Raw genomic sequence first — 12,821 nt, 5'->3', positions numbered from 1 at the left:
GCCGTTCACTGCTCGTTGCTTACCTGTTGCAGTTGGTTAGCAATAGCCAGTAACGCCTGGTTCAGGCTGTTGCTCATCAGCAATAAGTCGGCATCAAGCCGTAAGCTTAAATCTTCCCAGCCCAGCTCTTCATTCTGGCCGGTCAGCAGTTCGTGGTATTTGATACCTTTAATACTGCTGTCATCACTGACATGCAGGCTTAAGCCTTCAGCTTGCTGTAAGCCAATTTTTGTCACCAGTTTATCCTGCAGATGGCTTTGTACTTCATCGGCACTGAGCAGGTGGTTAGTAAATTTGACTTTGGCGCCTTCTTCGTCCGGGGCTTTTAATTCAGCATCATTGCCGAGCAAAAAGCCGTCAGGCAGTGCCTGATTTTGCAGCCATAACTGCAGATGGGAATTCAGCTTATGGTTATCCAGCCACGGCAGGGCTGGCAGTGATCCTAGGGCCTTGCGCAATAACGCCAGAATGTCTTCAGCTTTGCCAGCACCGCCGGTGTTAATAACCAGCCAGTTATGTTCTGCATCGTAATAACCATGGGTCAGGGTAGAGCGGCTGAATGCGCGCGGCAGTAAAGTCTGGATCAGCTCTTCTTTTAAGCTTTGTTTTTCTTTGCGGTTAAGTGGCCGGCCCTGTTCAGCGGCCATGGCATCAATTTTCGGTTGCAGTTCTTCGTTGATAACGGCGGCAGGCAATACCTTCTCTTGTCGTTTAACAGCAAACAACCAGCCGTGAGCCATTGGATGGCAATACTGCTTAATGCTTTGGTGCAGCGGAAAACTAAAACCGGTTCTGACTGCTTCCTGGCCAGTGCAGGGAGCAAATTTAAATTCAGCCAATGCGGCTTCCAGTTGCTGCGGATCAGTGCTTAGCGGGGCACTTAATTTGTAAACCCGGATATTTTTAAACCACATAACAAACCTGTCCTTCTTTTAACAAGCTGGCGAGTATAACGCGGATCAGCCGTCGAGTTTCAGGTTTTTTGGAAAGCGAATATGGTAGTGCAAACCCTGGCCTGGCTCACTGCTGACAGTGATACTGCCGCCCAGCGTCTGGCGTACCAGGTTGTAGGTGATATGAGTACCCAGGCCGCTGCCACCCTGTTCACGCTTGGTGGTGAAGAACGGATGAAACAGCTTTTCCAGTTGCTCTGGTGGCAGGCCTTTGCCGTTGTCACTGAAGCGAATATCAACGTTGTTATCTTCATCCAGCACGGTGATCCGGATCAGGCCTTCTTTGATATCTTCAAAGCCATGGATCAGTGAGTTCATCAGTAAGTTGGTGAAAATCTGCGAAATAGCGCCGGCCGGGCAGCGCAGGGTAATGTTATCGGGGCAGTTTACTTCGATCTGATGCTGGGTTTTCTTAAAATTTGGCTGCAGTGAGCGGATCACTTCATTTATATATTCTGCCAGGTTAATGGTGCGGATAGCTTCACTGGCCTGATCAACGGCAATTTGTTTAAAGCTGGCGATAAGCTCCGATGCCCGGCTTAAGTTTGACTGCAGTAAATCAGTGCCTTGTAAGGCTTCAGTAATAAACGCTTCCAGTGTTTTTGACGTCAGCGACTTATCATTAAATGCCTGCTGCAGGCTGGTCAGCTTTTCGCTCAGAAAGCTGGTAGCGGTGACGCCAATACCCACCGGCGTGTTAACCTCATGGGTAATACCGGCAACCAGACCACCCAGCGCTGCCATTTTTTCTGACTGGACCAACCGGTCCTGGGCCTGATTCAAATGCTCAACCAGTTGTTCCAGCTCGGTCTGCTTGCTGCGCAACGCATCTTCAGTATGGCGGCGCCGTTCAATTTCTTCCCGCAGGCTTTGCTGCTTCAGTTCCAGTTCCTGCTTTTGCTGTTGTAAGTCCATCATGGCCTGACTGAGGCCGGATGTTTTGCGGGCGACTTCCTGCTCCAACACCAGATTCTGCTGGTCCAGCTTTTCATTGGAGGTAAGCAGTTGCTTCTGGGTGTTGCCCAGCTGTGCCTTGTAGTCCTGCACCCGGTTAATTAACCTGTTATACGCATCGGCCATCAAGCTCAGTTCAGAAGATTGACCTTTATCAATTTCAACCCGGGCGCCATCAAGCTGATCCAGCTCCAGGTCTTCGATTTGCCGGCTTAACTCGGCCAGCGGTTCGGTAAGCTGTTTGCGAAATGCCATTAAAAACAGAATAATCAGGAAGGTGGTTTTCAGCATGGCATTGCCAATCAGAAAGTAAATGCCCACTTTAATCCGGTCGATCACCACCGCACGGCTGGAAAATAACGTGACGTCACCGACCTGGGTCGCCCGGCCTGAAAATTCGAAAATCAGCGGGAAGGTATAGCCAAAAATGCCGGATTGTTGCTCGGTTAAACGCACGCCTTCACGTACCAGCTGACTGCTGAAACGTTCTTTAACATCAATGTAACGGCCCAGCTGGGTAATAACAGCGCCGCTATCGTCACGCACCACTATGCCTTCGACCGCCGGAATAGACAGCAGACCATCAGCGATAATTAAAGCCTGGGGCGTGTTCAGCTCCCAGATAGCCCGGGTTAAGCTGCCGGAGAAGGTTTGTTGCAGGGTTTCTAAGTCACTGTTTATCAAGTTTTTGGTGTTGTAATACTCTGCCACTATCTGCGCGAGAGTAACAATTAAAGTCAGAATAAAATAAACTGACAACACCTTAGTAAGCAGATTGCGGGACAGGCTCTTTTGCTGCATGCAATAACCTTTTTTCACCGGATTATTATTATACTTAGTCTGACCTACCTTAACGAATAAACCAGCTTTTTAAAATAGCTGATGCTAAATATCTGTAATAGCGCAGCGCTGCGCGCCGCAGGCTGTTAACCTGCCCGTCAACTATAAGCGCTAAATAGTGACCGGATATTGCTTTATGCTGACCATCTGTATATATTTTTTAACCAAACAGGCATAACTACAACTTAACACAGGCAGTACTGATGGCTTTAACCGCTTTAATTTGTGATGACTCTCTTTTAGCCCGCAACCAAATGAAGAAATCCCTGCCGCCGGCATTTGATGCCGACATTGTTACGGCATCCAACGGTCTGGAGGCATTAGCTGTATTACGCAGTCAGGAAATTGGTGTGGTATTTCTGGATTTGACTATGCCGGAGCTGGATGGTGTTGGCGTGCTCGAAGCAATTAAGGCTGAAAAAATGGATGTTTTTGTCATTGTGGTCTCAGCTGATATTCAGCCGGAAATGCAAAAACGGGTAATGGAACTCGGTGCCCTGGCCTTTATTCAGAAGCCGGTAAATACCGATAAACTCAGCGCAGTGATGCGACAATATGGTTTGATATGACGGATTTGAGTTTTACTGAAGAGCAGCGCGACTGCCTGCAGGAATTAATTAATGTAGCGATGGGACTGGCCAGTGATAAATTGGCGCGGTTTCTGAATACTTTTGTTCATTTGCAGGTACCTGCCATCGGCCTGGTTAACGCTGCAGAAATTCCTGAGCAGTTCCGTGGCCAGTACCAGGGCCTGCACAGCTCAATGATTAGTCTGGGGTTTTTCGGAGATGGTGGCCTGCGTGGCGAAACCATTCTGCTGTATCAACTGGAAAATGCCGGCAAGATAGCAGCTTTGCTGGGGTATGATGATGATGCCACCAGTGAAGCAGAAATGCTGACCGATATCAGTTCGATTCTGACCACGACTTTTCTGAATGGCCTGGCAGAGCAGCTGGATAACAGCTTCTCCTACGCGGCACCGCGGGTTATTTCCTCGCGGGACAATGATTTTATCGGCAAGCTGGAACAAACGGCGTTTCACTGGCAACTGGCATTAAAAGTTGATATCCGGTATGAGTTAACCGATTACAGTTTTGACTGTAATATGATTTTGCTGATCCCGGGCGAAGCCGTGTTAAAACTGAAAACCATTCTGGATCACGTGCTGGCGGAATTCTGATGAATATAGACTGGCTGTCCGGTCCGTTACTGCAGCAACTGAACAGTGGGGTTATTCTGCTGAATAAGCAGTTGCAGATTGTTTATATTAATCCTTATATCTGTCGCCGGGCCGATATTCAGCTTGAGTCTGTACAGGGCAAAGATTTATTCAGTGTATTCACCGACGCTCCTCAAGCCTGGCTCAGCCGCAAACTTCACAGTGTACTCAGCTTACAAAGTCCGGCATTCAGCTCCTGGGAGCAGCGGCAGTATCTGTTCAAATTACCCCATTTGCGGCCGGTCAGCAGCGCCAATCAGTATATGGCACAAAACTGCAGCATGTTGCCGCTGACAGAGCCTGGTAGCAATGAGCAATATGTTTGTCTGTTAATTGAAGATGCTACTGATGCCTATGTTTATCAAAGCCAGTTGCAGCAAAGTAATCTGCAGTTACAGCAGGTGAACCGGCTGGACGGCCTGACAGGGGTACTGAACCGCAACTACTGGCAGCAGCAGCTTGAGGTAGAGGTGCAACGGGCCGGTCGTTATCAGCATCCATTGTCACTGTTATTTTTCGACTTGGATAAGTTTAAACGTTTAAATGACGAATACGGTCATCAGGCGGGCGATATTGTACTGATTGAAGTGGCTAAATTAATCAGCAGCTTGCTGCGGGAAACCGATTTATTCGGCCGCTACGGCGGTGAAGAATTTGCCATTATTCTGCCTGATACCCCGCTGGAGGGCGCAATTGAAGTGGCCAGACGGATCTGCCGGCGGGTTGCGGCTTCGCCAATCAGCTATCAGCAGCAACAGTTGAAGACCAGTGTCAGTGTCGGCGTCAGTGAATTTAATGCTGCCACTAGTGCAGATGAGTTGATCCAGCAGGCTGATTTAGCGCTGTATCAGGCGAAACGAAATGGCCGTAATCAGGTGGTCACCTATTATCCTGAATTAATAGATTCCCTTAAAAAGGTAAAGTCGTAACGGCGACGATTTTTTGTTTGACAGACGTCTATAAGTCTGTGCATAGTGCAGCTGATGAAAATAAAAACAGCAGACCTCACCACCATTATTATTACCACCAGCCCTTCGGGGTAGGAGGTCGGCGGTGTGTTGTCTGTAAAAAGGCCCGTGACCTCAAACGTCACGGGCCTTTTTTTTAAACATTTACGGGTATTTACCCAGCCTTGGTCGGCAATAACAACATAACGAATAATGGAATGCGCAAGGAGTAAAAAATGAGAGTGCTAAAATTTGGCGGCTCGTCGCTGGCGTCACTGCCACGCTTTGCCGAAGTTGCGCAAATTGTGCAGCGTCAGGCTGCAGCAGGCCCGGTGTGTCTGGTATTGTCGGCGCCGCAGGGCGTGACCAATATGCTGGTAGAGCTGACCGACCTCGCTTATCTGGGATCTGATTATCAGCCGGTTTTGACGGCACTGGCAGAGCGTTATCAGCAGTTGCTGAACGAAGCGACTGGCTTATCTGCACAGCAGGTAAGCCAGGTACAGGCGTTATGGCAGCAGCAGCTGGCAGCTCTGGCGCTGCATTTGCAGGGCATTAGTTTGCTGCGGCACTGTCCTGATCATATTAAGGCGCAGATCCTGGGCCTGGGTGAGCAGTTCAGCGTAGCATTAATGACTGCTGTGCTGGTTAGCGCTAAAGTAAATGCGCTTGCGCTGGATGCCGTTACTCTGATTAAAAGTCAGGGAGATTATCTTAACGCCAGTGCCGATATCAGCGGTTCAGAGCAGACCCTGCAACAGGCTATCGCTAAGCAGAGCGCAGCGGTTTATGTCATCGCCGGTTTTGTCTCGAGCAACAGCCAGGGAGAACCCACCTTACTTGGCCGCAATGGCTCAGATTATTCAGCAGCTATAGTGGCGGCCAGTCTTCGCGCCGCCGCTTGTGAAATCTGGACGGATGTTGATGGTGTTTACAGTGCTGACCCACGTCAGGTTAAGCAAACCCGGCTGATTGACCGGTTATCCTATGATGAAGCAATGGAGCTGTCGTACTTTGGTGCTAAGGTACTGCATCCGAAAACCATTGGTCCACTGGCCCGTTATCAGATCCCCTGTTATATCAAAAATACCTTAAACCCGGCTGCACCAGGCACCTGCATTGATGTCAGTGGTGACGGAGAGGCGCTGGTAAAAGGGATTTCCAGCCTGGAGCATCTGGCGCTGTTTACTGTGTCAGGCCCGGGGTTAAAAGGCGTGGTTGGCATGGCCAGCCGGGTATTTGCCTCAATGGCCCGTGCCCAGATTTCGGTTAGTTTAATTACGCAGTCATCGTCAGAATTCAGTATCAGTTTCTGTGTTTCGCAGTTGCATTTAAATCTTGCGCAAAAAGCGCTGGAGCAGGAGTTTGAGCTGGAACTGCAAACCGGTTTATTGCGGCCGGTCAGTATTCTGGCGGATATGGCAATCGTCAGTCTGGTCGGTGATGGCATGCGCCAGCATCGTGGCGTGGCCGCCAAGTTTTTTGCCTCGTTAGCTCAGGCCCGGGTTAATGTGGTCGCTATTGCCCAGGACAGCAGCGAGCGCTCTATCTCCGCCGTTGTCGATCAGGCGGTCTGTAAGGATGCGGTTCGGGTATGTCATGAAAATTTCTTCAGTCATATTCCCAGTATCGATGTTTTTCTGGTCGGTTGTGGCGTCGTTGGCACCGAGTTGCTGGCGCAAATTGAACGCCAGCAAAGCTTCTTACAACAACGCCAGGTAAAGCTGACCGTCTATGGTATTGCCAATTCTCGGCAGCTGTTGCTGGCAAAAGAGGGGGTGGAGCTGAGCCGCTGGCAGGCTGAATTGAATCAGCCGCAAAGCCAGGAACCGGCAGCGTTTTCACTAGCCGCGCTTAGTGACTTTGTCCGCCAGCAACATCTGACCAATCCGGTACTGGTTGATTGTACCAGTGCCGAGGCCATTGCCAGTCAGTATGCTGATTTTCTGGCAGCAGGATTTCATGTGGTTACCCCGAATAAAAAAGCCAACACCGCCAGCCTGGCTTACTACCGGCAGTTGCGCCAGGTGGCGCAGCAACAACGGCGGCGCTTTCTCTATGAAACCACAGTGGGTGCCGGCTTGCCGGTTATTGATACGCTGCAGGGCCTGCTGAATGCCGGTGACGAGTTGCTGGCGTTTGAAGGTATTTTATCCGGCTCGCTTTCCTATATTTTCGGTGAGTTGGAAACCGGTGCCAGCTTGTCTGAAGTAACCCGTAAAGCCAAAGCGATGGGCTTTACTGAACCGGACCCACGTGATGATCTATCGGGCACTGATGTTGCCAGAAAACTGCTGATCATGGCCCGTGAAGCAGGCATGCCACTGGAGCTGACGGATGTCAGTATTGAACCGGTATTGCCGGCAGATTTTGACAGCAGCGGCAGTACTGATGATTTTATGGCGCGCTTGCCCTCACTGGATGATGCGTTCAGGGCGCGGGTCAAAGCGGCAACAGCAGAGGGTAAAGTACTGCGCTACATTGGCGAAATTCGCGATGGCAAATGTCAGGTGGCTATCAGGGCGCTCAGTCAGGACCATCCGCTTGCCAAAGTAAAAGACGGTGAAAATGCACTGGCTATCCACAGCCGCTATTATCAGCCGATCCCGTTCGTGCTGCGTGGTTATGGTGCCGGCGCTGCTGTTACCTCAGCCGGCGTGTTTAGCGATATTATGCGCACCTTAAGCTGGCAACAGCAGGTATAAACAGCATGACAAATTCAACAATACATCGTTATTTTGCACCGGCTTCAACCGGTAATTTCTCCGTCGGCTTTGATTTACTGGGCGTCGCTTTTGAACCGCTGCCAGTTGGCTCAGCAGAGCCGGAGTTATTGGGTGATGTGCTGGAAATTCTGGCTGAGCAGAGCGAGCTGAGCCTGCACATCAGCGGCCGTTATCGCCATCAGCTGCCAGCAGACCGTAGCGACAATTTAGTGTTGAGCTGCTTTTATGCGTTCGAACAGGCCGTCGGTAAACCCTTGCCGCGCCTCGCGCTGCATTTACAGAAAAACCTGCCGGTGGGCAGTGGTCTGGGGTCCAGTGCCTGTTCGATTGTTGTCGCCTGTTATGCCTTCAATGACTATTTTGGCCAGCCATTAACCCAGCTGCAACTGTTGCAGTTAATGGCAGAGGCTGAGGGTGGGGTCAGCGGCAGTGTCCATTATGACAATGTGGCACCAAGTTTACTGGGCGGTTTGCAACTGATGCTGCCTGGCAGTGAGCAATTAAGCCGGACTTTGCCCTGGTTCAGTCACTGGCGGGTGGTATTGAGTTACCCCGGTACGGTGCTGTCTACCCGGGCAGCCCGCGCCGTGTTGCCGGCGCAGTTAAGTCTGGCCGACAGTATCAGCTTTGCCGGTATGCTCAGTCGTTTTATCAGTGCATTGTACTGCCAGGATGAAGCGGAAGCCGTCGCTGCCCTGCAGGACCTGGTCGCCGAGCCGGCGCGTACGCCGCTTATTCCGGAATTACCGGCACTTCGTCACGAATTAACAGCCAAAGGGGTGTTACATCTGGGCATCTCCGGTGCCGGCCCGACCTTATTTGCACTATGTCCTGACGATGATACTGCCACTGTGACAGCCGCCTATTTGCAGCAGCACTATGCTAAGAATGCTGATGCGTGTACCCATATTTGCCAACTATCTGCTGCGGGCGCCAGAGCGCTGCCAAAGCAAGCGGCCACAAACGGCCAAAGGATTTGATGATGCAATTAACCAATTTAAAAGTAAGCAGTGAGCAAGTGAGTTTTTTACAGGCGGTCCGCCAGGGCCTGGGGCAGCAACAGGGCTTATTTTTCCCGACCCACTGGCCGGTGCTGGATATTGAGCCATTACTGGCAATGCCATTAGTCGAGCGCAGCAGCAAAGTTTTAGCGGCGCTGATTGGTGACGAACTACCAGAAAGCGAGTTGCTGGCGATGGTCGACCGGGCCTTTACGTTTGGCGCACCGTTAGTGCCGGTAACCGATCAAATCAGTGCGCTGGAATTGTTTCACGGGCCAACGCTGGCGTTTAAAGACTTTGGCGGCCGCTTTATGGCCCAGGCGCTGGCTAAAGCGCAACCAGAGCCGACGACTATTGTCACGGCAACCTCAGGCGATACCGGTGCTGCCGTGGCCCATGCATTTTACCGCCAGAGCGGCGTAAAAGTGGTAATTTTGTTCCCTAAGGGCAAAATAAGCAGTTTGCAGGAAAAGCTGTTTACCACCCTGGGCGATAATATTACCACCCTGGCTGTTGATGGCGACTTTGACCAGTGTCAGGCGCTGGTCAAGCAGGTGTTTGACAATAAAGCGCTGGTTAAAGAGTTTAATATTACCTCGGCCAATTCCATTAATATCAGCCGGCTGTTTGCGCAAATTTGTTATTACTTTGAAGCGATAGCGCAAGTGCCGCCGGCGCAACGGGACAAGGTCGTGATATCAGTACCCAGTGGTAACTTTGGCAACCTGACTGCCGGTCTGATTGCCAAGGCCATGGGCTTGCCAATTAAACGGATGATTGCTGCCACCAACAGCAATGATACCGTACCGCGTTACTGGCAGAGCCGGCAGTGGCAACCCAAAGCTACTGTAGCAACCTTGTCCAACGCGATGGATGTCAGTGCACCGAACAACTGGCCGCGGGTAGAAGCCTTGCTGGCGCAGGGGATGATTAACCGATCCGATATTGAAGCGGTTGCAGTGGATGAAGATGACACCCAGCTTGGGGTGCGGCAGTTATGGCAACAGGGCTATTTGAGCGAGCCACATGCGGCTGTGGCCTACAAAGCCCTGAAGCGGAGCCTGGCTGCAGATGAATTTGGTATTTTCTTTGGCACAGCGCACCCGGCTAAGTTTAAAGAGCAGGTAGAAAATATCCTGGGCAGCCCGATAGCGTTACCACCGGCGCTGGCAGCCTGTGCAGTGGAGTCTGGACTTAGCATCGATATTGCGCCAGACTTTGCAGCCCTTGAGCAGGTTATCAGGACATTAAAAAACCCATGACGGACTGGCAGCAACTATTAGGTGAGCAAAAGCAGCAGCCCTATTTTATCGCGCTTTTGGATGAAGTAGCGGCCGCGCGCAGTGCTGGCACGGTGATATATCCGCCCCAAGCAGATGTTTTTAATGCGTTTAAACTGACTGAACTTGACCGGCTGAAGGTGGTGGTGCTGGGACAGGACCCTTACCATGGGCCAAACCAGGCGCATGGCCTGGCGTTTTCAGTGCGGGATGGGGTCAAAGTGCCGCCGTCGCTGCTCAATATTTACAAAGAGCTGGCGCTGGAATACCCGGACTTCAGCCCGCCGGGTCACGGCAACTTACAAAGCTGGGCCGAGCAGGGGGTGTTGCTGCTTAATACCGTACTGACTGTTATTGCCAATCAGCCTAACTCACACCGTAAGTTGGGCTGGGAGCAGTTTACCGATCAGGTGATCAGCAGCATCAGCCAGCACTGCCACGGCATCGTGTTTTTGCTGTGGGGCAGCCACGCCCAGAAAAAAGCCCGGCTGATTGACGGCGAACGCCATCATATTCTGACAGCGCCACACCCGTCGCCATTATCGGCGCACAGGGGCTTTCTGGGCTGTGGTCATTTTCTGCATACCAATAGCCTGCTGCAAGACAGTAACCGGCCTGCCATTAACTGGCATTCGGTATGTCGTTAAAACAGCAACGCCCAATCATTGATTGGGCGTTGGCGTTATAACTCGATATCGGCCAGCTCTGGCTCTATGGTCCAGTCTATGTCGCACAGCTCTTTTTTCAGACGATGGCGCTCTTTTAACTCTTCAATTTCGCGCCATTTACGCTTTACAGCTTTCGGTTTAGCTGCCGGGCGTTCCAACATGTTCAGTAATTCTTCGAAGCTTTCCATAATACGGCCTCTGCTGATGTTGTTGTTATTTTCAACGAAAGTTCTACCACACTTCGTTGCAAAATAAAATAGTTAAGTGACAGCAGCGTTACAGCCATGGTAAAAATTTCAAAAAATACGTAGTTGGCTTATGATGTTTTGTCAGAATGTTGAATGGGAGAGGGCATGAAGAAAGTTGCTATTGTTACCGGCGGTAGCCATGGTATTGGTTATGCCATCGTAGAAAAATTATTAACTGAACAATATCAGGTGTTTAATCTGGATATTGTGCCGGGTGAGCTCGGTGACTACCGCCAATGTGATGTCAGCCGGGTAGAAACAGTTAAAAATGTCATTCAGACCATTGTCAGTCACACTGGCCGGGTTGATCTGCTGGTATCTAACGCTGGCCGCCATATCAGTGCTGATATTGAAGCCACTGACGAAACCACGCTGGATAGCTTATTTGCGCTAAACGTTAAAGGCGCGTATGCGGCAATTCAGGCTGTGCTGCCGCCAATGCGCAGCCAGCACAGCGGTGCCATTGTGCTAATCGCATCCGATCAGGCGCTGGTCGCGAAGAAAAATTCTTTTGCCTACAACCTGACCAAACATGCCCTGGCATCTATGGCGAAAACCACCGCGCTGGATTATGCCCGTTTTAATATCCGGGTGAATGCGGTATGCCCGGGCACTATTGAAACCCCGTTATTTCATCAGGCGATCGACCGCTACTGTGCCAATAGTGGTGCAGATAAGGCCGCTGTAGTGGCCGATGAGGCCGCAGAGCAGCCACTGGGTCGCTTAGGTCAGCCTGAGGAGGTGGCGGCGCTGGTGGCCTTTCTGGGTGGCGACAATGCCCGCTTTATCACCGGTAGCCTGCAGGTTATTGACGGCGGTTATACCTGCCAGTGAGCGACCAGTCCAGTGAGCACACAGTAATGAGCAGAACAGACATACTGGAGATTGTCGACCCGCATCTACATTTGTGGCAGCTAAGCGCCGGCCAGTATCACTGGCTACGACCTGGCAATGCGCCAGACTGGCAGGATAAAGCACTGTTACAGCAAGATTACTTAGTTTCTCAGCTTGAGCTGGCGCCGTCTTTTCGCCTGGCCGGTCTGGTACATATTGAGGCCGGTTTTGATAACCATGCGCCAGAGCGGGAACTGGCCTGGCTGGCGGAGCAACATCTGGCCTTGCCCCATAAGGCCGTAGCCTTTTTAGACTGCAGTCTGGCGCTACCGCAGGTACTGGCAAATTTACAGGCGCTGCTGCCTTATCAACCGGCCGGAGTGCGGCATATTTTTGAAGACGACGATGAGCGCTGGCTGCATGCGCCGCAGTTGGAGCAAATCGCAGGTGTGCTAGCAGAGCATCAACTGGTGCTGGAACTGCAGTGCAGCCTGGCCAACGCAAGAAACATGGCCAGAATTCAGCAGCTGGCACAGCAGTTTCCGGAGTTAAAGCTGGTGCTTAATCATGCCGGCCTGGCCAGGCCAGAGCAGTTCCCAGCCTGGCAAAAGGCGGTGCAAACGCTGGCAGGACAGGCAAACGTGGCAATGAAACTGTCGGGTTTTGAAATGCTGGCAGCCGGACGCTACAGCCAGCCGGATCTGGCCTGGCAGCAGCAGGTATTTGCTGCAGTGCTAAGTGAATGGCCAGCTGAACGGCTGATGCTGGCCAGTAATTTTCCGTTATGTTTATGGCAGGGCAGTTATCAGCAACTGTGGCAACGTTATTATCAGTTACTGACCAATCTGGGGCTGAGCAGCACTGGCTGGCAGCAATTAAGTGCCGGCACAGCCAGGGCATGGTACGGATTTAAAACAAACTAACCAGCCACTGGCGGCTATTTAATCTCCACCCGCTGTGAGCGCATAACGATTTCATCGTTCAGCTCAATACCGATACCGGGGGCTTCGGATACCTGAAAAAAGCCGTTTACCGGTTGTGGATCCTGAATACAGAGTTCGCGGTTCCACTTTTTAATCGCATAAGTATGGTGCTCATGAATTAAAAAGTTCGGTATCGCGGTCTCTAAGTGCAGCGCTGCGGCGGTGGCT

General features: G+C 51.3%; 13 protein-coding genes. 9 read left to right on the top strand and 4 right to left on the bottom strand.

Going from position 1 to position 12,821, the window contains the following annotated elements; all coding sequences use genetic code 11:
• Positions 1 to 5: 5 nt before the first annotated feature.
• Together R3187_RS06925 and R3187_RS06920 are read right to left on the bottom strand one after the other, a co-directional pair.
• Positions 6 to 914, bottom strand: coding sequence for a recombination-associated protein RdgC (locus tag R3187_RS06925; RefSeq protein WP_318965960.1), 909 nt, complete (start codon positions 912 to 914; stop codon positions 6 to 8).
• A gap of 45 nt (positions 915 to 959) precedes the next feature.
• Entirely contained in the window at positions 960 to 2,708 is a 1,749-nt protein-coding gene (locus tag R3187_RS06920; RefSeq protein WP_318965959.1) for an ATP-binding protein, read from the bottom strand.
• A 242-nt stretch (positions 2,709 to 2,950) separates the two neighbouring features.
• Between R3187_RS06920 and R3187_RS06915 the strand changes: the two genes are divergently transcribed.
• The 7 genes from R3187_RS06915 to ung all read left to right on the top strand — a co-directional run bounded on the left by R3187_RS06915 (position 2,951) and on the right by ung (position 10,567).
• Complete coding sequence (locus R3187_RS06915) at positions 2,951 to 3,316, top strand: response regulator (protein ID WP_318965958.1); 366 nt, start codon at positions 2,951 to 2,953, stop codon at positions 3,314 to 3,316.
• Positions 3,313 to 3,927 carry a chemotaxis protein gene (locus tag R3187_RS06910; RefSeq protein WP_318965957.1) on the top strand — a complete coding sequence of 205 codons (615 nt, stop codon included), beginning with the start codon at positions 3,313 to 3,315 and terminating at the stop codon, positions 3,925 to 3,927. The genes R3187_RS06915 and R3187_RS06910 overlap by 4 nt, the downstream gene beginning before the upstream one ends.
• Positions 3,927 to 4,895: a diguanylate cyclase gene (locus tag R3187_RS06905; RefSeq protein WP_318965956.1), complete on the top strand. Its 969-nt coding sequence runs from the start codon at positions 3,927 to 3,929 to the stop codon at positions 4,893 to 4,895. The genes R3187_RS06910 and R3187_RS06905 overlap by 1 nt, the downstream gene beginning before the upstream one ends.
• A gap of 254 nt (positions 4,896 to 5,149) precedes the next feature.
• Entirely contained in the window at positions 5,150 to 7,618 is a 2,469-nt protein-coding gene (gene thrA / locus R3187_RS06900; RefSeq protein WP_318965955.1) for a bifunctional aspartate kinase/homoserine dehydrogenase I, read from the top strand.
• Between the two features lie 5 nt (positions 7,619 to 7,623).
• Positions 7,624 to 8,619 (top strand): homoserine kinase, encoded by a 996-nt coding sequence (thrB, locus tag R3187_RS06895; RefSeq protein ID WP_318965954.1) that lies wholly within the window; start codon positions 7,624 to 7,626, stop codon positions 8,617 to 8,619.
• A 2-nt stretch (positions 8,620 to 8,621) separates the two neighbouring features.
• On the top strand, positions 8,622 to 9,902 hold the full coding sequence (gene thrC, locus R3187_RS06890; protein WP_318965953.1) for a threonine synthase: 1,281 nt from the start codon (positions 8,622 to 8,624) through the stop codon (positions 9,900 to 9,902).
• Positions 9,899 to 10,567: a uracil-DNA glycosylase gene (ung, locus tag R3187_RS06885; protein WP_318965952.1), complete on the top strand. Its 669-nt coding sequence runs from the start codon at positions 9,899 to 9,901 to the stop codon at positions 10,565 to 10,567. Before thrC ends, ung begins: the two co-directional genes overlap by 4 nt.
• A gap of 35 nt (positions 10,568 to 10,602) precedes the next feature.
• Here ung and R3187_RS06880 read toward each other — a convergent pair whose 3' ends face one another.
• Positions 10,603 to 10,776 (bottom strand): DUF3545 family protein, encoded by a 174-nt coding sequence (locus R3187_RS06880; RefSeq protein ID WP_019675643.1) that lies wholly within the window; start codon positions 10,774 to 10,776, stop codon positions 10,603 to 10,605.
• 165 nt (positions 10,777 to 10,941) lie between these two features.
• Here R3187_RS06880 and R3187_RS06875 point away from each other — a divergent pair, with 165 nt between their 5' ends.
• The gene (locus tag R3187_RS06875) at positions 10,942 to 11,670 is read left to right on the top strand and encodes an SDR family NAD(P)-dependent oxidoreductase (protein WP_318965951.1); all 729 of its coding nucleotides are present in this window, start codon (positions 10,942 to 10,944) and stop codon (positions 11,668 to 11,670) included.
• Between the two features lie 26 nt (positions 11,671 to 11,696).
• Positions 11,697 to 12,593 (top strand): amidohydrolase family protein, encoded by an 897-nt coding sequence (locus R3187_RS06870; RefSeq protein WP_318965950.1) that lies wholly within the window; start codon positions 11,697 to 11,699, stop codon positions 12,591 to 12,593.
• Between the two features lie 14 nt (positions 12,594 to 12,607).
• On the opposite strand, the gene R3187_RS06865 is transcribed toward R3187_RS06870, so the two are convergent.
• Positions 12,608 to 12,821 (bottom strand): enolase C-terminal domain-like protein (locus R3187_RS06865; RefSeq protein ID WP_318965949.1); only part of this gene is annotated, 214 nt, incomplete at its 5' end.

Source organism: Arsukibacterium sp. (assembly GCF_033721375.1).
Taxonomy (GTDB): domain Bacteria; phylum Pseudomonadota; class Gammaproteobacteria; order Enterobacterales; family Alteromonadaceae; genus Alishewanella.
The sequence above is the reverse complement of the archived record's forward strand: the minus strand, read 5'-3'. Positions and strand labels throughout refer to the sequence as shown.